23 protein-coding genes and 1 pseudogene are annotated in these 24,586 nt (G+C 32.3%); 13 read left to right on the top strand and 11 right to left on the bottom strand.

Going from position 1 to position 24,586, the window contains the following annotated elements; all coding sequences use genetic code 11:
- Positions 1–213 precede the first annotated feature (213 nt).
- The 3 genes from HMPREF3125_RS04580 to HMPREF3125_RS04570 all read right to left on the bottom strand — a co-directional run bounded on the left by HMPREF3125_RS04580 (position 214) and on the right by HMPREF3125_RS04570 (position 2,475).
- Positions 214–639 (bottom strand): GNAT family N-acetyltransferase, encoded by a 426-nt coding sequence (locus HMPREF3125_RS04580; protein ID WP_070452210.1) that lies wholly within the window; start codon positions 637–639, stop codon positions 214–216.
- Between the two features lie 76 nt (positions 640–715).
- Complete coding sequence (locus HMPREF3125_RS04575) at positions 716–1,186, bottom strand: DUF2538 family protein (RefSeq protein WP_017638081.1); 471 nt, start codon at positions 1,184–1,186, stop codon at positions 716–718.
- A gap of 35 nt (positions 1,187–1,221) precedes the next feature.
- Positions 1,222–2,475 (bottom strand): LCP family protein, encoded by a 1,254-nt coding sequence (locus tag HMPREF3125_RS04570; RefSeq protein WP_017638082.1) that lies wholly within the window; start codon positions 2,473–2,475, stop codon positions 1,222–1,224.
- 782 nt (positions 2,476–3,257) lie between these two features.
- Here HMPREF3125_RS04570 and HMPREF3125_RS04565 point away from each other — a divergent pair.
- Entirely contained in the window at positions 3,258–4,457 is a 1,200-nt protein-coding gene (locus tag HMPREF3125_RS04565; protein WP_070452207.1) for a serine hydrolase domain-containing protein, read from the top strand.
- Positions 4,458–4,520: 63 nt separating this feature from the next.
- Here the strand turns inward: HMPREF3125_RS04565 and rihC are convergent, their stop codons facing one another.
- The 6 genes from rihC to HMPREF3125_RS04535 form a co-directional block, all read right to left on the bottom strand.
- Positions 4,521–5,429, bottom strand: a complete 909-nt coding sequence (rihC, locus tag HMPREF3125_RS04560) for a ribonucleoside hydrolase RihC (RefSeq protein ID WP_070452204.1) — start codon at positions 5,427–5,429, stop codon at positions 4,521–4,523.
- A 97-nt stretch (positions 5,430–5,526) separates the two neighbouring features.
- A complete protein-coding gene (gene qoxD / locus HMPREF3125_RS04555; RefSeq protein ID WP_017637027.1) occupies positions 5,527–5,817 on the bottom strand; it encodes a cytochrome aa3 quinol oxidase subunit IV in 291 nt (96 codons plus the stop codon).
- Positions 5,814–6,419, bottom strand: coding sequence for a cytochrome aa3 quinol oxidase subunit III (gene qoxC, locus HMPREF3125_RS04550; RefSeq protein ID WP_017637028.1), 606 nt, complete (start codon positions 6,417–6,419; stop codon positions 5,814–5,816). Before qoxC ends, qoxD begins: the two co-directional genes overlap by 4 nt.
- Positions 6,409–8,397, bottom strand: a complete 1,989-nt coding sequence (gene qoxB / locus HMPREF3125_RS04545) for a cytochrome aa3 quinol oxidase subunit I (protein WP_017637029.1) — start codon at positions 8,395–8,397, stop codon at positions 6,409–6,411. Before qoxB ends, qoxC begins: the two co-directional genes overlap by 11 nt.
- The gene (gene qoxA / locus HMPREF3125_RS04540) at positions 8,397–9,515 is read right to left on the bottom strand and encodes a cytochrome aa3 quinol oxidase subunit II (RefSeq protein WP_017637030.1); all 1,119 of its coding nucleotides are present in this window, start codon (positions 9,513–9,515) and stop codon (positions 8,397–8,399) included. The genes qoxB and qoxA overlap by 1 nt, the downstream gene beginning before the upstream one ends.
- Before the next feature lie 284 nt (positions 9,516–9,799).
- The gene (locus HMPREF3125_RS04535) at positions 9,800–10,117 is read right to left on the bottom strand and encodes a DUF5011 domain-containing protein (protein ID WP_029055545.1); all 318 of its coding nucleotides are present in this window, start codon (positions 10,115–10,117) and stop codon (positions 9,800–9,802) included.
- Between the two features lie 261 nt (positions 10,118–10,378).
- Here HMPREF3125_RS04535 and HMPREF3125_RS04530 point away from each other — a divergent pair, with 261 nt between their 5' ends.
- Positions 10,379–11,524, top strand: coding sequence for a globin domain-containing protein (locus tag HMPREF3125_RS04530; protein ID WP_017637032.1), 1,146 nt, complete (start codon positions 10,379–10,381; stop codon positions 11,522–11,524).
- Positions 11,525–11,603: 79 nt separating this feature from the next.
- Here the strand turns inward: HMPREF3125_RS04530 and folD are convergent, their stop codons facing one another.
- A complete protein-coding gene (gene folD / locus HMPREF3125_RS04525; RefSeq protein ID WP_070452201.1) occupies positions 11,604–12,461 on the bottom strand; it encodes a bifunctional methylenetetrahydrofolate dehydrogenase/methenyltetrahydrofolate cyclohydrolase FolD in 858 nt (285 codons plus the stop codon).
- Between the two features lie 199 nt (positions 12,462–12,660).
- Here folD and purE point away from each other — a divergent pair, with 199 nt between their 5' ends.
- The 11 genes from purE to purD are packed head-to-tail and all read left to right on the top strand — an operon-like array spanning position 12,661 to position 23,891.
- A complete protein-coding gene (purE, locus tag HMPREF3125_RS04520) occupies positions 12,661–13,143 on the top strand; it encodes a 5-(carboxyamino)imidazole ribonucleotide mutase (protein ID WP_017637034.1) in 483 nt (160 codons plus the stop codon).
- Complete coding sequence (gene purK / locus HMPREF3125_RS04515; RefSeq protein WP_017637035.1) at positions 13,130–14,257, top strand: 5-(carboxyamino)imidazole ribonucleotide synthase; 1,128 nt, start codon at positions 13,130–13,132, stop codon at positions 14,255–14,257. The genes purE and purK overlap by 14 nt, the downstream gene beginning before the upstream one ends.
- Entirely contained in the window at positions 14,257–14,961 is a 705-nt protein-coding gene (purC, locus tag HMPREF3125_RS04510) for a phosphoribosylaminoimidazolesuccinocarboxamide synthase (RefSeq protein WP_017637036.1), read from the top strand. The genes purK and purC overlap by 1 nt, the downstream gene beginning before the upstream one ends.
- Complete coding sequence (gene purS / locus HMPREF3125_RS04505) at positions 14,961–15,221, top strand: phosphoribosylformylglycinamidine synthase subunit PurS (protein WP_017637037.1); 261 nt, start codon at positions 14,961–14,963, stop codon at positions 15,219–15,221. The genes purC and purS overlap by 1 nt, the downstream gene beginning before the upstream one ends.
- Before the next feature lies 1 nt (position 15,222).
- Positions 15,223–15,894: a phosphoribosylformylglycinamidine synthase I gene (gene purQ / locus HMPREF3125_RS04500; RefSeq protein ID WP_017637038.1), complete on the top strand. Its 672-nt coding sequence runs from the start codon at positions 15,223–15,225 to the stop codon at positions 15,892–15,894.
- Positions 15,887–18,076: a phosphoribosylformylglycinamidine synthase subunit PurL gene (gene purL / locus HMPREF3125_RS04495; protein WP_017637039.1), complete on the top strand. Its 2,190-nt coding sequence runs from the start codon at positions 15,887–15,889 to the stop codon at positions 18,074–18,076. The genes purQ and purL overlap by 8 nt, the downstream gene beginning before the upstream one ends.
- Positions 18,055–19,539 (top strand): amidophosphoribosyltransferase, encoded by a 1,485-nt coding sequence (gene purF, locus HMPREF3125_RS04490; RefSeq protein ID WP_070452198.1) that lies wholly within the window; start codon positions 18,055–18,057, stop codon positions 19,537–19,539. Before purL ends, purF begins: the two co-directional genes overlap by 22 nt.
- On the top strand, positions 19,532–20,560 hold the full coding sequence (gene purM / locus HMPREF3125_RS04485) for a phosphoribosylformylglycinamidine cyclo-ligase (RefSeq protein ID WP_029055540.1): 1,029 nt from the start codon (positions 19,532–19,534) through the stop codon (positions 20,558–20,560). The genes purF and purM overlap by 8 nt, the downstream gene beginning before the upstream one ends.
- Positions 20,561–20,562: 2 nt before the next feature.
- Positions 20,563–21,129, top strand: coding sequence for a phosphoribosylglycinamide formyltransferase (gene purN / locus HMPREF3125_RS04480; RefSeq protein WP_017637042.1), 567 nt, complete (start codon positions 20,563–20,565; stop codon positions 21,127–21,129).
- A 17-nt stretch (positions 21,130–21,146) separates the two neighbouring features.
- Positions 21,147–22,625: a bifunctional phosphoribosylaminoimidazolecarboxamide formyltransferase/IMP cyclohydrolase gene (purH, locus tag HMPREF3125_RS04475; protein WP_070452193.1), complete on the top strand. Its 1,479-nt coding sequence runs from the start codon at positions 21,147–21,149 to the stop codon at positions 22,623–22,625.
- Between the two features lie 27 nt (positions 22,626–22,652).
- Positions 22,653–23,891 carry a phosphoribosylamine--glycine ligase gene (gene purD, locus HMPREF3125_RS04470; RefSeq protein WP_070452190.1) on the top strand — a complete coding sequence of 413 codons (1,239 nt, stop codon included), beginning with the start codon at positions 22,653–22,655 and terminating at the stop codon, positions 23,889–23,891.
- On the opposite strand, the pseudogene HMPREF3125_RS12455 reads toward purD, so the two are convergent.
- Positions 23,855–24,216: pseudogene (locus tag HMPREF3125_RS12455) on the bottom strand (hypothetical protein); the annotation flags it as partial. The gene purD and the pseudogene HMPREF3125_RS12455 sit on opposite strands and share 37 nt — an antisense overlap.
- Positions 24,217–24,586 lie beyond the last annotated feature (370 nt).

Raw genomic sequence — 24,586 nt, 5'->3', positions numbered from 1 at the left:
TATGAATTTGTATTAATTATAATATGCGAAAATAAAAGTGTATTGTTTTTAACAGATTTGTAATAGAACTTTAACCTATAATCTTTTAAATTTATTGCGATGTAAGGGGTTTAAACATTGATAGTACGCAAGTAATTTCATATAAAAAATTAATTTGTGGTTAATGAAATATTACAAAGTATGACAAAGAAAATAATTTGAGAATACTATATGTTACAAATGTTTTTCCATAACGATATGCTTAATATTTTCTTCATCAAATGGTTCGCCTAAAACATTGTAACCTAATTTTTCATAAAAGGGGATTGCGTAGTGTTGAGCATTCATTGTTAAAAATGTTAATTGATTTTCATTAGCTGTTTGTTCAACAAAATTCAATAATTTTAATCCTAAGCCTCGACCTCTATAATCTTTTAAAATTGCTACGCGTTCGACTTTTCCAGTAGTTTCATTCAATAAGCGTATTCGTGCTGTTGCAATAGGGTGGTTATCATTGTCATAGCCAATGACATGAATTGCATTCTCATCATATTCATCAATTTCATGATCTTCTGGCACATTTTGCTCTTTAACAAACACTTCTTTTCTAATTTCAAAACACGCTTCTAACATTTCTTTATTCGTAACTTTATAGAACATATTTAGTCTCCTTTATTATAAAAAAGGAAGAAGCCCGGTTATTTGATGACTTCTTCCTTAAGTGATATTTAATATTTTATAATGCTTCTTTTCTTATAATTGCAGTGTATTGCCAAAAAATTCTCATTTGAGCGATATTCCAATTATTCATTCCCATTGTATAACCAGATGGTTTAAATAGATTTACATCAGTTACTTCAAGTGCAGCAGCAATTAAATATTGTAACGGTACGCTAATACTTTTCATTTCTTCAGTAATACCATTTTCATCATATACCCAAGTAAATGGTAAATCAGATTCGAAAATATCTACTTTATTAAATATTTCTGGTAGGGCTACAATATAACACGCTCCATCTACAACAGGATTATTTGCACTTTCTTTATAATAAATGAGTAAAGCCTCGTAGTTTTCTCTATGTTCATGGTTTACATAAAAGAATTCATTTCTAAATAAAGCCATGTCTTTACTATGAATAATTTGTTGTTCTAAAACGTTAAACATACCATTTATATTAGCAATTTTTTCATACGTTTTTCGTGACATTTAAGCAGCTCCTCTCATTAAATAATATATTAAAATTAATAAGCAGTAGTATCTTGTTGTTGTTGGTAATTTTGATTATTAACGGTATTATCTTGTTGCGTGTTCATACCGTTGTTTTGATTATCCATTTGTTGATTGTTTTGAGTTTGATCGTTAGTTCCACTGTTTTGTTGATCATCATTATTACTGTCATTACTGCTATCATTATTATCTTTATCTTTTTTGTCATCAGTTGTATCATTTTGACCTTTTCTTAAAAGAGAATCATCTAGTTCAGTTAATGGTACTAGAGAGCCATAATGATCAATAACTCTTTGATTTAAGAAATCATCTTTATCAGTAATTTTAGATAATCCTAAATCAGTACGCAAGATGTTTGAATATTTCTGGATACTACTAATGCTAGGATTGTAATAATAAACGCCATCTAACATATCATCATCACCTTCTAGTTGTGATTTTTTCATTTTAACACTGTCAGATAGGTACATTCTAGATAATGATTTAATCTCAGATTTAGTTAAATTATGCTTAGCATTTTTACCTACAATATTAATAACTTCATCTAATTTATCAAATGAATCAAGTGTTTGTGCTTTTTTGAATAATATTTTAATTAAGTCCATTTGACGTTGTCCACGTTTTAAGTCTGAGTCATGGTGGCGCGTTCTAGCAACTGCTAATGCTTCATCACCATTTAATTTTTGATAGCCTTTTTTAATTTTAATTCTACCTGTATCATCACTATTTGGTTCGTTTAAATTATATGGAACATCATAGTAAATGCCACCAAGTTCATCGACAGCTTCAACGAATGCTTTCATATTAACACGTGCATAGTAATCAACTGGCACATTCATTGTTGCTTCAACGGAATCCATTGCAGCAATTGGGCCACCGTATGCATGGGCATGAGTGATTTTGTCATAATAACCTACTTTAGGAATGTAACTTATCGTATCACGGGGGATACTCAACATTCTAATTTGATGTTTTTTTTGATTAAAAGTAGATAAAATCATCGCGTCAGATCTTGAATGTTCCAAGCTTTGTCCGTTTTTTTCTCGTCCTTCATTATCATCAATTCCTAAAAATAATATAGAAATTGGATCTTTTTCAGGGTTGACCTTTGAACTTCTTAGATTTGATTGACGATCTGCGTTACTTTTATCTTGAGAAGATTCAAACGCTTTTTCTGAAGATTTGAATAGGTTACTAGCAAAAACAACAGGAATAGCAATAAGAGCGAAAGTCAGTAGAATTAAAAAGTATTTAAAGAATTTATTCATATTTGTTGCTCCTAAACATTATTAACTTATTTTTAAATATATGATTAAAATTTATGTAGTTTCTTCGTATTGTTGTCTATAATTTTTCACACTATAGCCCTAAATTGTATTACTTTATAGTAAAAATTACAACTCATATATCAATAAATAGTATTGAATTCTAAAATTTTATTTATATCTTATAGTATAAATGATTGATGGTAAGAAATGTGAGTATTTGATTACATTTATTGTGACACTTTAATAACCAATATAACAATTCAAATTCAACAATTATTATTATGCATATTTATACTTATGCTAATTTATGTTGAAACTATTTGCTATTATGATCTTATCTAAACAATTCATTTCCATTTTTATTAAATTGACTGGCGTTAAAATACTGTGTTGTCAGTTTCATAAAATTTTTTAAGATATTATTATTTATGGTACTAAAGTACTATGTAATCTTTCTGTTAAAGGTGTACTATATAATTAAAGTGATTTTATGCATAAAATGATTTATAATTATGCATATCATATTTATTGAGTAACATCGTAGTAATCACAATAGCTTTATAATTTTTTAAGATCTTTATAGAGGTAATTAATAAAAAAAGGGAGGATTAAATTTAAAGTAAGATAATAGAAATTAAATTGATAGATACGTTCAAGACAAAATAAAAGACAAATAGATATATTTTTCAGCGAGTATTATGGATATAAAAGTAAGACCTTGATATCTAATGTTTATATTTCTAAGAAAAATATTGATATTATTATGTGAGGCAAATTTCGAAATGAAACTAAACAAGATTAAGATTGTGTTTTTCATCATTGTGTTAATTATACTAATCATATTAATGGTAATTTTTGGAAAAAAATGGAACGAATATCTGCACATGGATAGTCGGTACTTCCAAAAAAATGATAATGCTACATATATTATTAAAAAAGATAAACATGAGAAAGCACCTAAAAAGCTAAAAACCGTTGTTAATAAGAAAAAACCTATATATAAAGAAATTGATAACTATTTAAAAGATACAAATTTTAATGGTACTGCTGCTATATTTGAAAATGGTAAGATTAAGTTGAATAAAGGTTATGGCTTTCAAAACTTTGAATCTGGTAAAAAGAATACAGCTAATACAATGTATCTTATCGGTTCATCACAAAAATTCACTACTGGATTAATGTTAAAACAACTTGAATTAGAAAATAAAGTGAATATCAATGATCCAGTAACCAAATATTTACCTTGGTTTAAAACAAGTAAAGAAATCACATTAAAAGATTTGATGTTACATCGAAGTGGGTTATACAAATATAAAGCATCAACAAATATTAAAAATTTAGATCAAGCAGTCAAAACAATTCAACAAAGAGGTATAGATGAAAATTATTACCATAAAGATCATTACAATGATGGGAATTATTTAGTGCTTGCGAAAGTTATCGAGCAGGTTACAAATAAGCCTTATGTTGCCAATTATTACAATAGATTAGGTAATCCATATCAATTACAACATACAGCTTTCTTTGATGAAAAATTATATCGTAAAAATATGGCAAATGGATACAAATTGACTCATAATAAATTTTCTTTGATGCATCCTAAAATATTAAACCAATATTATGGCGCTGGTAATTTATATATGGCTCCATATGATATGGGCAAATTAGTCAATGCACTGCAACAGTATAAGATATTTAATGCAGATACAGCTAATCCATTTTTACATGAATTTGGTACTAAAGAATATCCAATTGAATATAGATATGGTTTCTACGTTACTCCTACAATGAATAGGATTAATGGCGTGTTCTTCGGACAAATATTTACTGTTTACTATAATGATAAATATACTGTTGTTTTAGCAAGTAATTTAATTACAGAAAATGAAAAAGCGAATGAAAACAAAATGAAACATATTTTCTATAATATGCTTCATCAAAAAAAGGAATATAACGTTCCTGGTGTTAAAGTAAAATTATAATAAATTAAACAACTGAACGCACATATATTGTCTGTTGAGACACTAAATATGTGCGTTCTATTTTTATTTACAATATGAAAGGGCGTTTAAAAATAAATCTTGATAGTGTGTTGAAATAGGGGAATGTACTACCTTACAATTTGGTTCTAGCGACTCAAAATCAACAACAGTGGCACCCTTAGTTAATAAACCATGAAGCTCAATCTGTACATTGGCATCATAAACGTTAAATATATCTGGATTAATTAAATATAAAATTGTAAATACATCATATAACTTTATACCTTCGTGAACATTTTCAGTTCTGTAATGTTGTAATAAATGATATAACATATTTCCTGTTTGATTAACTTGTTTAATTTCTTTTATAAAATCATGTGAGAACATAGCTTTTCTTGCTAAATCTAATCCAATCATCACAACTGGTATTTGTGCATTAAAAACAATGTTTGCTGCTTCTGGATCACAATATATATTAAATTCTGCTAAAGGTGTGACATTGCCTCTACCGCTACTACCACCCATAATAACAATTTGTTTGATATTCGATTTTACTTCAGGATAAGTAGCTAAAAGTAATGCAATATTTGTTAATGGTCCAATAGCAACAATAGTTATTGGATAAGAACTCTTCATAATTTCATCTTTGATTGCTTCTATTGAATTTGTTTGTGGAATATGATGATTTTCAAATGATTCAAAAACATAGCCGTCCATTCCTGACTCGCCATGTACTTCGGCTGCATCAACAGGATCGGAAATTAAAGGACGAGCTGTACCTTTATAAACTGGGACTTTACTATCGAAAAAATGAACTAATTTAAGTGCATTGTTCGTTGTTTTATCAACATTCACATTTCCATTAACAGTAGAAATCATTTTAACTTCTATATTAGGATGACTCAATGCCAAGCTGATGGCAGCTGCATCATCAATACCTGGATCAGTATCTATAATAATAGGTATGACCACTGATACCAACTCCTCTCATTTATCATTAGTTCTATTTTGACGTAAAAAAGACCTACTAGCAATGCTAGTAGGTCTAAAAGTATGAACTTTATACTTTTTATAAGTGGTGTGAGTGACCACCTTGCATAACCCAATAAGTACCGATAACAGTAATTAGAGTTATGATAATTGCAAAGATAACTTTAAACATTTGGACACGTCCATCTTTACCTTCAGTTAAATGCATGAACATTAATAATTGAAGTGCAGCTTGGATAAATGCGAATCCAAAAATAATTGTTACTTTAGCATGGAAACTCATTGATGTGTATAGTGTTACGAAAACTGCTAAAAGCGTCAATACGATAGAAGCAATAAATCCGACTGTATGTTTTACGATTGTATTCATCCGCTATACACCATCCCTATCATATATACGGCAGTGAAGATGAAGATCCAAACAACATCTAAGAAGTGCCAGTATAAACTTACTATAAATAATTTTGGAGCATTATATGAATCCAAACCACGAGTTCCAATTTGAATTAATAAGCAAATAATCCAAACAATACCAACTGAAACGTGACAACCGTGTGTTCCTAATAGAATAAAGAAACTAGACCAGAAGGAACCGATAGTAGGGTTGACACCTTCAGAAACATAATGTGCGAATTCGTAGATTTCAAATCCTACGAATACAAGCCCTAGTAGTACAGTAAGAATCATCCAAAACATCATTAAGTTTTGTTTTTCTTTACGCATGTAGTAGATTGCAATACCACATGTATATGAACTTAATAATAACGCGAATGTCATTATTAAAACTAAAGGTAATTCAAATAACTCTGTAGTCATCTTGCCAGCGTAATCGCCACCATGTTGCAAAGTTAATAACGTTGCGAATAGGGTACCGAATAACGCGAATTCGGCTGTAAGGAAAATCCAAAAGCCAAGTTTATTTAATTCGCCTTCATGCGTACGTGAATCAATTGTATTAGTATCATGACTCATGACTTACAGCCTCCCTTTCTTTAATACGTGCTTCTCTTAAACGTGCTTCAGTTTCAGCTACTTCAGAAGCAGGGATATGGTAACCATGGTCAATTTGGAAACTTCTCCAAATCATTGTACCGAAGATACCTGCTAAACAGATAGCGGCTGGAATGATTGTTTCAAAGATTAAGAAGAAACCACCGATTGTAAAGAATATTCCCATCCAGAAACCAACTGGTGTGTCGTTTGGCATGTGAATATCTTTGTAATTATGGTTGTCTAAATAATGACGACCATGTTCCTTCATATCTACGAATGTGTCATAGTCATTCCAATCTGGAGTGATAGCAAAGTTGTATTTAGGTGGAATTGCTGATGCAGTAGTCCACTCTAAAGTACGACCAAGTCCATCCCAGTTATCGCCTGTAGCTTCACGTGGTGCTTTAATGTGACTGTAAACAATGCTTACCACTAAGAATAAGAAACCAATTGCCATTAATAAAGCACCGATAGTTGAGATAACATTTAATAAGAACCAACCATCAGAAGGCATATAAGTGTATAAACGACGTGGCATACCATCTAATCCAAGAATGAATTGTGGTAAGAAACAAACGTTAAATCCGATCATGAAGAACCAGAAGCACCATTTGTTTAACGTTTCGTTTAATTTGTAGCCCATCATTTTTGGATACCAGAATATTAAACCAGCTAAGCAGGCAAATACTACACCAGTAACCAATGTATAGTGGAAGTGAGCTACTAAGAAATAAGTGTTGTGATATTGATAGTCAGCTGATGCCATCGCAAGCATTACACCTGTAACCCCACCTAATAGGAAGTTAGGGATAAATGCTAATGAGAATAACATAGGTGACTCGAAAGTAATTCTACCTTTATACAATGTTAATAGCCAGTTGAATAGCTTAACTCCGGTTGGTACACCGATTAACATTGTAGAAATTGAGAAGAATGAGTTAATTAAAGCACCATTACCCATTGTGAAGAAATGGTGAACCCAAACTAAGAAACTTAAGAACGCGATACCAGCAGTTGCCCAGACCATGCTTTGATGTCCGAACAAGCGTTTACGCGCAAATGTTGGAATAATTTCAGAGTAAATACCAAATGCAGGTAAGATAACGATATATACTTCAGGGTGCCCCCATACCCAGAAGAAGTTAGCCCATAACATAGGCATACCGCCATCAGCTACTGTAAAGAACGCTGTTCCGAATATTCTATCGACTGTCATTAACGCTAAAGCCACTGTAAGAACAGGGAAGGCTAAGATAACGATTAATGTAGTGATGAATGTAGTTACAGTAAACATTGGCATTTGCATAAACTTCATTGTAGGTGTTTTACATCTTAAAATCGTTACAAAGAAGTTAATACCGGTCATTAACGTACCTAAACCGGAAATTTGGATAGCAACTAGATAGTAGTTGACACCTGGTCCAGGACTAAATTCACCAGCAAGTGGTGCATAGTTTGTCCAACCAGCAGCTGGAGATCCACCTACGATAAATGATAGGTTGAATAAAATCATACCAGCAAAGAATAGCCAGAAACTTACGTTGTTCATTACAGGGAAGGCAACATCACGTGCACCAATTTGTAAAGGAACAACAATATTCCATAAACCAAAGATGAAAGGCATAGCCATGAAAATAATCATGATAACGCCGTGTGTACTAAATACTTCATTGTAGTGGTTAGATTCTAAGAATGTGTTATCTGGAACAGTTAATTGAGTACGAAGCATTAACGCATCAATACCACCACGGACGAACATTAATACGGCACAGATTAAATACATAACACCGATTTTTTTATGGTCTACGGATGTGAACCATTCTCTATAAAGATATTTCCATAATTTGAAATAAGTAATTACTGCGATAAGGCCGATAACTAAGAATGGTGCACCGATTTGTGCCATCGTAATCATCCAGTTACCCTTAACTAGTAATTGATCCCATGGAAAATTCATTAATGTCCACCTCCATGATCATCATTTTCTTTGTTTTTAGACGCATTACCGTCTTTAGCTTCTTTGGAAATTTTTTCCATTTCCTTAGAATTGTGTTTTTCTTTCTTCTTGAATTCATTGTCGTATTTTTCATTGTTGCCAAGAATCATTGGTGTCATACCGTGACGTTTATAGTTAGCATTTGAAATTGTAACCTTACGAGCTGGTTTGACTGGTTTATCTTTTACGTCTTTATAAAGATCTTTTTCATCAACGAAGTTAGGATCTTTTTGAACGTAATTGTAACGTTTGTATGCGTAGAAGATATACTCAGGATCAGCTGCAGGATCTACGAACGCCATATGCGTACCATTAAACGTTAATTCTTTGTTAGGTGTGCTTGGTAAGATTTGTTTATCAAATGTATCTTGATCTAACGTTTTCTTACTTTGAGCTTTTTTCACCCATTTGTTGAAATCACTTTGGCTTACAGAGTTTACATCAAATGTTTGACGTGAGAAACCTTCACCATTGAAGTTAGAGTTTCTACCTCTGAAAGTACCTGTTTGATCTGCTGTTAATGTCCAATTCATAGTCATACCAGTCATGGCATATTTCTGACCACCTAATTGTGGAATCCAGAAACTTGTCATAGTATCCATAGATTGTAACTTGAATACTACTGGACGATCTTTTGGAATTGTTAACGTATTAACAGTTTCGATGTGTTGATCTGGGTAGGCAAAGAACCATTTGTAACCAGCGCTTACTGCGTAAACCACAAGTGGGTCCTTGTCTTTCTCTGGTGGTTTTTCATAATCGTATAATGTTTTAACAGTTGGAATTGCTAAAGCAATAACGATAATGATAGGTACCACAAACCAAATTGTTTCAATTAAAGAATTGTGGTGCATCTTACCAGATTCATCATTCTTACTATAACTGTACTTAAAGATGAAGAATGCAAACATGGAAAGAACAACGACAACAATAACAAGCATGAAGATAATTGAATAGATGATCAAGAACTTCTGACTACTTGCTACTGGCCCTTTTGCATTAAAAACTTCAATGTTCGAACAACCACTAAGTAAAATTAGGGTTCCGACCATTAGAAGCAAAGACTTAAATTTTGACACTTTTTTTGACCTCCTAATACTACAAATGTAGGGCTTACCACTAATTTTAAGTTATTACACAATATTTACAAGTACCTAGAAGAAAAAAATTATTAATATAAGCCAAAAATTTTAAAAAGTTTGAGATATGACGGGGATTGTAAGATTTGTTAAAATTATGTGTACATTTTGTGAAAAAGGACAAATTTGTGAAAATACAATAAATAAAAGCGTTTTTAGTCTAAAAAAGCAATAATTCAGAAAAATAAAAAAAGTTGAGAAATAATCTCAACTTAAGTATCTTGTTATTTAACTTTGATATTTCTAACTGTTGTATTTTGTGCTCCATCTGAATCAGTAACTTTGTATTTAACTTTATATGTACCAGGTTTATTAGTATCAATATCGCCATCGACTTTAATTTTATGAGTTAAATCGCCATCTTCTTTGTCATAAGCACTAATTCCTTTTAATAAATTATAATCTTCGCCTTGTTCAATAATCATATCATTAACACCTCTAAGTTGAGGTTCAGAATTAGTTGTAGCTTCGGCATTTAAATTCGGTGTGACTAAAGTAGCAGATACTCCGATAGCTGATAATGACTGTATTAGTTTGTTCATAAAGTAACCTCCGAATATTAGTCGACTATGATTTATTTATAATATACCTTAATTTTCAGAATAATACATCATACTATAGTCTTAATATACCTGATTGATTAATTATTTAAAACATATAATAAGAAAAAATTTAATTAAGCTTTTGTAAATTGAACGATATGTGAACATTTCTACATTATATTGCATATACAATTAACATAGGATTAGAATGAATATGCAAATTGAATTAATTTTAATTCTAGATTAGTGGGAGTGGAAATTATGTTAAGTGAAAGAGAAAAAGAAGTCGTCAAAGAAACGGTGCCTGTATTGCAGGATAAAGGTACAGAAATTACTTCGAAATTTTATGGTCGTATGTTAAATCAACATCCAGAATTAAGAAATATGTTTAACCAAACAAACCAAAAAACAGGATTACAATCTACTGCATTAGCTCAATCTGTATTAGCAGCAGCTGTAAATATAGATAATCTTGGAGCTATTTTACCTGTAGTTAAAGGAATTGCCTATAAACACTGTGGCTTACAAGTACCACCAGCTGGATATGATATTGTTGGTGAAAATTTGATCGAAGCAATTAAACAAGTTGTTGGTCTAGATGATGATCATGAAATTATCAAAACATGGAAAAAAGCATATCAAGAAATTGCAGATGTGTTTATTTCAGTTGAAAAAGATATTTATGCAGAAATGTTATGGGATGGATTCCAACCATTTAAAGTTGAAACAATTGAAGAAGTTTCTTCTGATATTAAAGCATTTACAGTATCTTCAAAAGACTATGATTTAAGCCAATTTGTACCTGGTCAATATATTACTGTTGATGTAGGTAGTGAAAAAATGCCATATAGAGCAAAAAGACACTATTCAATAGTTAAAGGTGACGAAAATTATTTAACATTTGCAGTTAAACGTGATGTAACTACTGAACATGAAGGTGAAGTTTCTACTATATTACATGACGAATTTAAAGAAGGCGACGACATCAATTTATCTGCACCAGTTGGTCCGTTCCACGTAGTTGAAAAAGACAATAAACAATTATTCTTAGGTTCAGGAATTGGTGTAACACCACTAGTATCTATGTTTAATGAAGTAGTTAATAATGATAGCACTACTCGTTTTGTACAAGTTACAAATGATATTAATGATGCGCCATTCTCTTCTGTACTAAAAACAATTGCTAATGGCAGTGACAATGCAACATATATGCTACATGATAAAACTAAAAATGGATATATTGGTAGCGAAGATTTAAAAGAATGGATCGATGAAAATACAGAAATATATGTATGTGGTGGTAAATCATTCATTCAATCAATTATTAAATCTATAAAAGAACTTGATATAGACACAAATAAAATTCACTATGAAACATTTATCCCTAAATTAAGTTTCCAAGTATAAAATATTAATAAAAACAAAACATTAAAAAAGCCGAAGAAACATTTTCTTCGGCTTTTATTTATATGTTAAAAGTCAAAACTTATTTAATACCACGGCGCATTTTTTCTGCTAATAAAGTGTTGTTTAATACCATAGTGATTGTTAATGGACCAACGCCTCCTGGAACTGGAGTAATAGCGCCAGCAACTTCTTTAACTTCTTCAAAATCGATATCGCCTTTTAATTTTCCATTTTCATCAGGTGTATTACCTACATCGATGATGACAGCACCTTCTTTAACCATATCTTTTGTTACTAATTCAGGTTTACCAACTGCACTTACGACAATATCTGCATCTTTAACAAAACTTGCCATATCTTTTGATCTAGAATGCAAAATAGTCACTGTAGCATTTTGTTGTAATAACAGTTTAGAAACAGGTTGACCAACGATATGACTTCTACCGATTACTACTGCATTTTTGCCTTCAATATCAATATCTGCATGTTTTAAAATTTCCATAATACCAAGTGGTGTACATGGTACAAATGTTTGTTCATCAATATATAACTTACCAATATTACTAGGGTGGAAACCGTCTACGTCTTTTTCAGGATTAATAGCTTCTAATACTTTTTGTTCACTTACCTGCTCTGGAAGAGGGACTTGAACAAGAATGCCACTGACAGAATCATCATTATTCAAACGTTCTAATTCAGATAACACGTCTTGTTCAGATGTATCTTCATCTAAATGAATAATTTCAGAAATCATACCAATCTTTTCAGCGGCTTTCTTTTTTGATTTCACATAGCTTAGGCTGGCACCGTCATTACCAATTATTATTACAGACAATTTTGGTGTATAACCTTTTGTTTTAAGCTCTTCCACTTGTTCTTTTAATCCTTGTCTATAATCTTTTGCGATTTGTTTACCATCTAATAGCTTTGCTACCACAATATCTCCTCCTAATAATTTAATAACTTAACTTTAACATTAATAATACGTCATTTAATAGCTAAAAGACGTAAATTTAATTAAAATTTTCAATCAAAGTTCGATTTTTGATTGAAAAAGCATATAATGATTGTTATGCTATATCTGTAATATACAACTTAAAGACAAATAAATCCAAAGTTTTGAAAGGGTGTACATTGTGAAAGTTGCAGTCATTATGGGTAGTTCTTCCGATTGGGAAATTATGAAAGAAAGTTGCAATATGCTTGAAGAATTTGGAATTCCGTATGAAAAGAAAGTAGTTTCAGCACATCGTACGCCACATTTAATGGTAGATTTTGCAAGTCATGCTGTTAATGACGGCTACGACTTAATTATTGCTGGTGCAGGTGGAGCAGCACACCTACCAGGTATGGTTGCTTCAATGACTACATTGCCAGTTATAGGCGTACCTATAGAATCGAAAAGTTTAAAGGGCTTAGATTCTTTACTATCAATTGTTCAAATGCCTGGTGGAATTCCAGTAGCGACAACAGCAATTGGTAAATCTGGCGCTAAAAACGCAGGTATATTAGCAGCGAGAATTCTCGGTATTAGTCATTCTTCAGTTCGTAAAAATTTGGAAAATTATGAAAAATCTCTCGTACAAAAAGTGGAGGAAATGCAAAATGAACTTCAATAAATTATCATTTGGCGCTACTATTGGCATCATCGGAGGCGGCCAACTAGGTAAAATGATGGCACAATCAGCACAAAAAATGGGATATAAAGTTATTGTTTTAGATCCTAATATTGATTGTCCATGTAGATATGTTGCCCATGAATTTATACATGCTGAGTATGATGACGAAAAAGCGTTACAACAACTTGGAGATAGTGCAGATGTCATCACTTATGAATTTGAGAACATATCAGCTAACCAACTTAAATCGCTAACAGATAAATATAATATTCCTCAAGGTTATCAAGCGATTGAATTACTTCAAGATAGATTAACTGAAAAGCAAACTTTGGAGCAAGCGGGCACACAAATTGTTCCTTATACCTCTATAAAAAATAAAGATGATTTATCAAATGCCGTATCAGAATTAGGTTATCCATTTATAGTTAAAACGCGTTTTGGTGGATATGATGGAAAAGGACAAGTATTGGTCAAGACAGAAGAAGATTTAGAAGAAGCAGAAACTATCATATCGAAACAAGAATGTGTAGCTGAGAAATTTCTGGAAATTGATAAAGAAGTTTCACTTACTGTTACAATCGGTAATCATCAACAAATCACTTATTTCCCACTACAAGAAAATGAACATAGAAATCAAATTTTATTTAAAACAATTGTTCCAGCAAGATCTGATAAAACTGAAAGTGCAAAGAGAGAAGTAGAGAAGATAACTAACGTAGTTCACTTTGTCGGCACTTTTACTGTTGAATTTTTCATTGATGAAAACAATCACTTATATGTTAATGAAATTGCACCTAGACCACATAATTCAGGACATTATTCTATTGAAGCATGTGATTATTCACAATTTGATACACATATATTAGCAGTAACTGGACAATCATTACCCCAGCAAATTGAAGTTTTAAAACCAGCAGTAATGATGAATTTATTAGGTAAAGATTTAGATTTATTAGAACATGAATTTGGAGAACATCCAGAATGGCATGTACATATATACGGTAAATCTGAACGTAAGCCAAATAGAAAAATGGGCCATATGACAATACTAACTAATGATATCGATGAAACTGAAAAAGATATGTTAAAGCGTTTTGAGGGGAGAGAAGGTTAATGTCATTACTATATGAAGGTAAAGCAAAACGAATTTATTCTACTGATAAACCTAATGAATTAAGAGTGGAATATAAAGACGAGGTCACTGCCGGTAATGGTGCTAAAAAAGATGCGATGCTAGGCAAAGGGAAATTAAACAATCAAATTACTTCTATTATATTTAATTATTTAAACGAAAATGGATTGAAAAGTCATTTTATAAAACAATTATCAGAAACAGAGCAACTTGTAGAATCAGTAAAAATTATTCCATTAGAAGTCGTAGTTAGAAATATAGCAGCAGGTTCAATTACTAAAAGATTAGGTTTTGAAAAAGGTTACGTTTTTGATGAGCCATTAGTCGAATTCTTCTATAAAAATGATGATTTAAATGATCCGCTTATCACTGAGGATCACATTAAATTAATGCATATTGCTAATAACGAACAAATCGACACTTTAAAATCAATGGCATTAGATATTAATACAATATTATCTAAATTAATGAATGAAATGGAATTAAGACTTGTTGATTTCAAGATTGAATTTGGCATTACAGAAACTGGAAATATTTTATTAGCTGATGAAATTTCCCCAGATACATGCAGAATATGGGACAAATATTCTGATACAAATTTTGACAAAGATGTATATCGAAATGACACTGGATCACTAATTGAAACATATCAATCATTTTTAAATAAATTGGAGGATTTAAAATAATGAAAACTATTGAATTACACGTAACGTTACAACCACAGGTATTAGATACACAAGGACAAGCATTAAACAGAGCTGTTCATGATTTAGGTTATAACCAAGTGAATGATATTCGAGTAGGAAAGTTATTATATATGACTGTCGATGAAGCAACTGATGAGGCTGTTGATAACATTATTACAACATTAAGTGAAAAATTATTTGCTAATACAGTTATTGAAGAATATAGCTATAAAGTGATTGATGAAAAGGAGAATGCATAACATGAAATTTGCTGTTCTTGTATTTCCAGGGTCAAACTGTGATAGAGATATGTATAATGCTGCAATTAAATCAGGTGTTGAAGCGGAATATGTTGATTATAGAACTACCTCTTTAGAAGGGTTCGATGGTGTACTTATTCCTGGTGGATTCTCTTTTGGAGATTATTTAAGATCAGGTGCTATGGCAAGTGTAGCTCCAGTCATCAATGAAGTGAAAAGATTAGCAAATGAAGGTAAACCAGTACTCGGGGTATGTAATGGTTTCCAAATTCTAACTGAAATTGGTTTACTACCTGGTGCATTACTTCATAATGATTCACATTTGTTTGTTAGCAGAAATGAATCACTACGTGTAGTTAATAATCAAACACCCTTCACTAATTTATATAACGAAGACGAAATTGTTGTTTATCCTGTGGCACATGGAGAAGGACATTACTATTGTAATGAAGAAATTTATAAGGATTTAAGCCAAAATAATCAGATTATTTTGAAATATACTGATAATCCTAATGGGTCATATGATGATATAGCAGGGATAGTTAATAAAGCAGGAAATGTTTGTGGTATGATGCCTCATCCAGAAAGAGCAATGGAATTATTATTAGGTACTGATAGTGGCGTCAAATTATTTGAAGCAATGGTAAATAGTTGGAGGGAACAAAATGTCTAAATTTATCGAACCAAGTATTGAAGAGATTAAGTTAGAAAAGTTATACCAAGATATGGGATTAAGCGATAAAGAATATGATAAAGTTTGTGAGATTTTAGGTAGAGAACCTAATTTTACTGAGACAGGTATCTTTTCAGTTATGTGGAGTGAACATTGCTCATACAAACATTCGAAGCCATTTTTAAAACAATTCCCAACATCAGGTGAACATGTATTAATGGGACCGGGTGAAGGTGCAGGGGTTGTAGATATTGGTGACAAACAAGCAGTAGTATTTAAAGTTGAATCTCATAACCATCCATCTGCTATAGAGCCGTATCAAGGTGCAGCAACTGGCGTAGGTGGCATCATCAGAGACATTGTTTCCATTGGCGCTCGTCCAATTAATTTATTAAATAGTTTACGTTTTGGTGAATTATCAAATAAACAAAATCAAAGGTTACTTAAAGGTGTCGTTAGTGGTATTGGTGGTTACGGTAATTGTATTGGGATACCAACGACTGCCGGAGAAATTGAATTTGATGATCGCTATGATGGCAACCCGTTAGTTAATGCGATGTGTGTAGGTATTATCGATCATGACATGGTGCAAAAAGGGACAGCTAAAGGTGTAGGAAATTCTGTTATTTATGTAGGATTGAAAACAGGACGAGATGGTATACACGGTGCTACATTTGCGTCTGAAGAATTGACAGAAGAAAGTGAAAGTAAAAGACCATCTGTACAAATTGGCGATCCATTTGTTGGTAAAAAATTAATGGAAGCAACTTTAGAAGCTATCACTTTTGATGAATTAGTTGGTATACAAGATATGGGTGCAGCTGGATTAACTTCATCATCTTCAGAAATGGCTGCTAAAGGTGGAAGCGGTCTTCATTTAAAATTGGATCAAGTTCCCACAAGAGAACCAGGTATTTCTCCATATGAAATGATGCTATCTGAAACACAAGAAAGAATGTTACTAGTTGTAGAAAAAGGAACAGAACAAAAATTCCTAGATTTATTTGAAAAACATGAATTGGATAGTGCAATTATTGGAGAAGTAACTGACACTGATCGTTTTGTATTAACGTATGAAGATGAAGTATTTGCGGATATACCTGTTCAACCATTATCTGATGAAGCTCCTGTTTATGTACTTGAAGGTGAAGAAAAGGAATACAACACTTCTAAAAATGATTACAGTCAAATTGATGTTGAATCTACATTCAATCAATTATTAAATCATCCTACAATTGCTTCAAAAAAACATTTGTATGAACAATACGATCAACAAGTCGGTGCAAATACGATTGTTAAGCCAGGTTTACAAGCTTCAGTTGTTAGAGTAGAAGGAACGAATAAAGCCATTGCTTCAACAATTGACGGGGAAGCACGCTATGTATTCAATCAACCTTATGAAGGCGGGAAAATGGTGGTTGCTGAAGCGTATCGCAATTTAATTGCTGTCGGTGCGACGCCATTAGCTATGACAGATTGCTTGAATTATGGTTCACCAGAGAAAAAAGAAATTTATCAACAATTAATTGATTCTACTAAAGGTATGGCAGAAGCATGTGACGTATTAAATACACCAGTTGTATCAGGAAATGTTTCTCTTTATAACGAAACTAGAGGTACCTCTATATTCCCAACACCTGTAGTAGGTATGGTTGGTTTAATTGAAAATATTGATTACTTAACTGATTTTAAACCTCAAGCTGGAGATAAACTTTATTTAGTTGGAGAAACCCGTAATGATTTTGGTGGCAGTCAACTTGAAAAATTAATATATGGTTCAGTCAATCACGAATTTGAATCTATCGATTTAAGTAAAGAAGTTGAAAAAGGAGAAGCCATTAAAGAAGCCATTAGAAATGGAATTGCATCACATGTGCAAACAGTAGGTAAAGGTGGCCTATTAATTACATTAGCTAAAATGAGTGCTTATTATGATTTAGGACTTGAAGCTCATGTAAATGTATCTAATCCACAATTATTTAGTGAATCTCAAGGTAGATATATTGTAGCGGTTAAAGCAAATCAATCTTTAAATATTGATGGTGCTATTGAAATTGGTCAGTTAACACATACAAATCAATTTAACGTATCAAATGAACAAACTAAAATTACCAAAGAAGTAACGGATATTAAACATGTTTGGGAAGGAGCAATTCACCAATGTTTAACTACTCAGGATTAAATGAGGAATGTGGTGTCTTTGGCATATGGGATCATCCTGATGCAGCACAATTAACTTATATGGGGCTGCATAGTTTACAACATAGAGGACAAGAAGGCGCCGGTATTGTAGCTTCTAATCACGAAAAATTAGTTGGTGAAAGAGGTCTTGGCTTACTAACGGAAGCAATTAAAGATAATCAATTAGCTAGATTAAAAGACTATAATCACGCCATAGGTCACGTCAGATATGCAACTTCTGGAAATAAAGGCATTGAAAATATACAACCATTTTTATATCACTTTTATGATATGAGTGTTGCGATATGTCATAACGGTAATCTGATTAATGCTAAATCTTTAAGACAAAATTTAGAAAAACATGGTGCGATATTCCATTCTTCTTCTGATACAGAGGTAATCATGCATTTAATACGAAGAAGTAAAGCACCAACATTCGAAGAAGCACTTAAAGAAAGCTTACGTCAAATTAAGGGTGGATTCACTTTTGCTATCCTTACGAAAGATGGATTGTATGGGGCTGTTGATCCTAATGCAATTAGACCGTTAGTAGTTGGGAAAATGCAGGATAATACTTATATTATAGCTAGCGAAACATGTGCCATTGATGTACTTGGTGCTGAATTTGTTCAAGATATACATGCAGGAGAATACGTCATTATTAACGATGAAGGGGTTCATGTTAAATCTTATACACGACACACTAATACGGCTATTTCAGCTATGGAATATATTTATTTTGCAAGACCAGATTCTACTATTGCTGGAAAAAATGTTCATGCCGTTCGTAAAGCATCTGGTAAGCGTTTAGCACAAGAAAGTCCTGTAAAAGCAGATATGGTTATTGGTGTACCTAATTCTTCATTGTCAGCAGCTACTGGTTATGCAGAAGAAATTGGACTTCCATATGAAATGGGACTTGTAAAAAATCAATATGTTGCTCGTACGTTTATACAACCTACCCAACAATTACGTGAGCAAGGTGTAAGAGTTAAATTATCTGCAGTTAAAGATATCGTAGATGGTCAAAATATTATATTAGTCGATGACTCAATCGTACGAGGTACTACATCTAAACGAATTGTCAAAATGTTAAAAGATTCAGGTGCAAATGAAGTCCATGTCAGAATTGCTTCTCCTGAATTCATGTTTCCAAGTTTTTATGGCATTGATGTGTCAACAACTGCTGAACTCATATCAGCTAGTAAATCACCTGAAGAAATTTGTGAGTATATTGGTGCTGATTCACTTGCTTATCTTAGCGTAGATGGATTAATTGAATCTATTGGTTTAGATTATGATGCACCATATCATGGCTTATGTGTAGAAAGTTTCACCGGAGATTATCCAGCAGGATTGTTTGATTATGAAGAAAATTATAAAAAGCATTTAAGTAAACGCCAAAAAGAATATATTACTAAAAATAAACATTATTTTGATAGTGAGGGAAATATAAATGTCTAAAGCATACGAACAATCAGGTGTTGATATTCACGCAGGTTATGAAGCGGTAGAAAGAATGTCTAGTCATGTTAAACGAACATTGCGTAAAGAAGTTATTGGAGGATTGGGTGGTTTCGGTGCAACATTTGATTTGTCCCAACTTAATATGAAAGCACCTGTACTCGTATCGGGTACAGATGGTGTTGGTACCAAATTAAAATTAGCAATCGACAACGACAAACATGACACTATTGGAATAGATGCAGTTGCAATGTGTGTCAATGATATCTTAACAACGGGTGCCGAACCACTATACTTCTTAGATTATATTGCAACACATAAAGTCGTGCCTGAAATTATTGAACAAATAGTAAAAGGTATCAGCGATGGATGTGAAGAAACCAATACAGCATTAATAGGTGGAGAAACAGCTGAAATGGGCGAAATGTATCACGAAGGTGAATATGATTTAGCCGGATTTGCTGTTGGTGCAGTTGAAAAAGAAGATTATATTGATGGATCAGCAGTCAAACCTGGACAAGTCATCATCGGGTTAGCTTCGAATGGTATACACTCAAATGGTTATAGTCTTGTTAGACAATTAATCAAAAAGTCAGGTATTAATTTAAACGATTCGTTTGGAGATAGTACCTATTTAGAAACGTTTTTAGCTCCTACTCAATTATATGTTAAACCGATTCTTGAATTGAAGAAACATGTCTCAATTAAAGCCATGAATCATATTACAGGTGGTGGATTCTATGAAAATATTCCACGATCATTACCTGAAGGACTTGCAGCGGACATAGATAGTCATGCTTTTCCAACGCCAGCTATTTTTGACTGGTTGCAAAAAGAAGGAAATATAAGTACAGATGAAATGTATAACATTTTTAACATGGGTATTGGCTACACTGTCATTGTGAATGAAAATGACAAAGAGCAGGCTTTAAAAGTGTTAAAAGAACAAAATATAGATGCGTATGAGATTGGTCGTATTATCAAAGATGACCGTAAACCAATTCACATTCAGGGGGTATAAATGTGATTAAAGTAGCGATTTTTGCTTCTGGTTCTGGTAGCAATTTTGAAAATATAGTACGACAAGTACAAAATGGAAATTTATCGCATATTGAAATTTCAGCACTATATACAGACCATAATGACGCATACTGCATCGATCGTGCGAAAGCATTAGGCATCAAAGTACATATCAATGAACCGAAAGACTTTGAATCTAAATCACAATATGAAAAACACTTACTGACATTATTATCTGAAGAAGGGGTTCAATGGATAATATTAGCAGGTTATATGAGATTAATAGGACAAGATATATTAAATGCGTTTCCACATAAAATTTTAAATATCCATCCTTCATTATTGCCGAAATTTAAGGGGATTGATGCAATAGGACAGGCATATCGTAGTGGAGATATTGTAACAGGATCTACAGTACATTATGTTGATAGCGGTATGGACACGGGAGAAATTATTGAACAAAGACAATGTGATATTAAAACGGACGATACTAAAGAAGACTTGGAAGAAAGAGTTAAACAATTAGAATACGAATTATATCCGAGCGTTATTGCAAAAATCATTCAATAGAGGAGTATTACAAAACAATGAAAAAAGCAATTTTAAGTGTTTCAAATAAAAGCGATATTGTTGAATTTGCAAAATCATTACACTCTTTAGGCTATGAACTTTATTCAACAGGTGGTACAAAACAAATTTTAGAAGAAGCTCAAGTTGATGTGAAATCTGTTTCAGAACTCACACAATTTCCTGAAATCATGGATGGTCGTGTTAAAACATTGCATCCTGCAGTTCACGGAGGCATATTAGCTGATAGAGATAAACAAGAACATTTAGATCAATTAAAAGAGCAACATATTGATCTTATAGATTTAGTTGTTGTTAATCTTTATCCATTTCAAAAAACAGTTGAAAATCCTGATGTAACGGAAGATGATGCAATCGAAAATATAGATATTGGTGGTCCGACGATGTTAAGAGCTGCAGCTAAGAATTTCAAACATGTCACTACAATTGTTCATCCGTCAGACTATAATGAAGTGATTAATAGAATAAAAAACAACCAATTGGATGAAGCATACCGTAAATCACTAATGATTAAAGTATTTGAACATACGACTCAATATGATGAAGCAATTGTTAATTTCTTCAAAGATAATAAAGAAACATTACGTTACGGAGAAAATCCACAACAATCAGCTTATTTTGTAAGAACATCTAATGCTAAACATACTATTGCAGGTGCTAAACAATTACATGGTAAGCAATTAAGTTATAACAATATTAAAGATGCAGATGCAGCACTGTCATTAGTAAAGAAATTTGAAGAACCAGCTACAATAGCTGTTAAACATATGAATCCGTGTGGCGTCGGAATTGGAAAATCTATAGAATTTGCTTTTCAAAATGCATTTGATGCAGACAATCAATCGATATTCGGTGGTATTATTGCGCTAAATCGTGCAGTGACGGCAGAATTAGCTCAAACGTTACATTCAATCTTTTTAGAAGTAGTTATCGCACCAAAATTTACAGATGAAGCGCTAGAAATTTTGACTCAAAAGAAAAATATTCGATTATTAGAAATAGATACTACGATTGATAGTAGAGAAGAGGAATTTGTATCAGTATCTGGTGGATATTTAGTACAGGATAAAGATAATTACGAAGTTAGTCGTGAAGACATGAAGGTTGCAACTGAAGTTCAACCCACAGAAAAGCAGTGGAATGCAATGTTATTAGGTTGGAAAGTTGTAAGTGCTGTTAAAAGTAATGCTGTTATCTTAAGTAATGAAAAACAAACAGTAGGTATTGGTGCGGGCCAAATGAACCGAGTTGGATCAGCTAAAATTGCATTAGAAAGAGCAATAGAAATTAATGAGAATGTAGCTTTAGTATCTGACGGCTTTTTCCCGATGGACGATACAGTAGAATTAGCTGCTAAAAATGGCATTAAAGCAATTATTCAACCTGGTGGTTCAATTAAAGATCAAGAGTCGATAGATATGGCAAATAAATATGGAATTACAATGGTAATGACAGGTATGCGTCATTTTAAACACTAAAAGTTAAAACATGAAGGGAGTAAATTCATGAACGTACTCGTTATAGGTGCTGGTGGTCGTGAACATGTATTAGCAAATAAATTAAATCAATCTCCATTAGTTGATCAGGTGCATGTTATACCTGGTAATGAAGCTATGGTAAATGTTGCACAAATTCATACAGATATTAAGGAAAATGATAATGAAGGTATTTTAGAATTTGTAACTCAACATCAAATTGAATGGGTCGTGATTGGGCCTGAACAACCACTGATTGATGGTCTGCCTGATTTATTAAGAGAACATCAAATTAAAGTATTTGGGCCTAATAGTGATGCTGCTCAAATAGAAGGATCTAAGTCTTTTGCAAAGAGAATTATGGATAAATATCATATTCCAACAGCTCAATATAGAGAAATTGATAATAAAGACGAGGCATTAACATATGTTAATCATTGCGATTTACCAATTGTGATTAAAAAAGATGGTTTAGCAGCTGGTAAAGGGGTAGTTATAGCTACCAATCGAAATGATGCTAAAGAAGCTGTGAATCAAATGTTTAGTGAGGACTCTGGTACAGTAGTATTTGAGGAGTTCTTAGAAGGTGAAGAGTTCTCAGTCATGACCTTTGTTAATGGTAAAAGAGCTATACCTTTTGATTGTATTGCGCAAGATCATAAGCGTGCATATGATAATGACGAAGGACCTAATACGGGTGGTATGGGTGCATATTGTCCAGTACCACATATTAACCAAGATATAATAAAAAGAACGAATGATGAAATAGCTCAACCTATTGCTAATGCAATGGCTGAAGAAGGTTATCATTTCTTCGGTTTGTTATATATCGGAGCTATTCTTACCGAAGATGGACCAAAAGTCATTGAATTTAATGCAAGATTTGGCGATCCAGAAGCACAAGTATTATTAACACGTATGAAAAGTGATTTGATGGATCATATCATCGCTCTAGATAAAGGTGACGAGATTCATTTAGAATGGAAAGATGAATCTGTAGTTGGTGTGATGTTAGCCTCTAAAGGCTACCCAGGTCATTATGAAAAAGGGCATAAAGTAAGTGGATTCGAATTGAATCAGAACTATTATGTAAGTGGCTTGAAAAAAGAAAATAATCAATACGTTAATTCAGGAGGTCGTGTCATATTAGCTATAGGACAAGGAGACAATTTAGCTAAAGCACAACAAGAAGCCTATAAAAATGTTGAAAAAATTAATAGTGATAATTTATTCTATAGAAACGATATTGGTAATAAAGCACTAAAGTAATGACACCGTACTCTGATTAACAGTTTATAAAATGCAAAAAAGGTCCGGGACATAAAGTTCTTGGACAAATGAAAAAAGGTAATTTCTATTGAAATAATATAGAAATTACCTTTTTCATTGTTTTTTTGATTATTTTCAGCTCGTTGAGCTACTACATTAATCCAAAAAATGGTTCTACATCTATTTTCCTTTGACTATAGATTACTTTCGTTATAGTCCCAATTTTGAGTATTAAACATGTAACTTTTATATTTTTAGCTTTACCTTTAATAAACATGCCATAAGTTATCAATGATGTTTGATTAAATTCATCTATGATTACCAATTAATTAGACTCATGTGTGGGAATAATAATTGAAGTTCCCATTGGTAATGTAAGTTGAGTCTTGTTTTAGTCTTTATACAGAAGACTCTTCGTTAATTAAGTTTAGTTGTGTTTACTAAATTATACGAAAGAGTTTTTTTGAGTATATTAGCGTAAAATTACATATAAATACGTAGTATTTATGGCAAGACTCCTGAGGGAACAGTACAAGTTGAAGACCTTAGAAATTCCCACAGATTTATCTGTGTAGAATTTCTGGCTGAAACTGTACCATCGGAAGGGACCCAACACAGAGAAACTGATTAAATCAGTTTCTACAAGCAAAGCAAGTTGGGCATAGCGTAGCCATACAATACGAAGTATTGGATAT

The sequence above is a fragment of the Staphylococcus sp. HMSC13A10 genome (assembly GCF_001808005.1).
GTDB lineage: Bacteria > Bacillota > Bacilli > Staphylococcales > Staphylococcaceae > Staphylococcus > Staphylococcus pasteuri.
The sequence above is the reverse complement of the archived record's forward strand: the minus strand, read 5'-3'. Positions and strand labels throughout refer to the sequence as shown.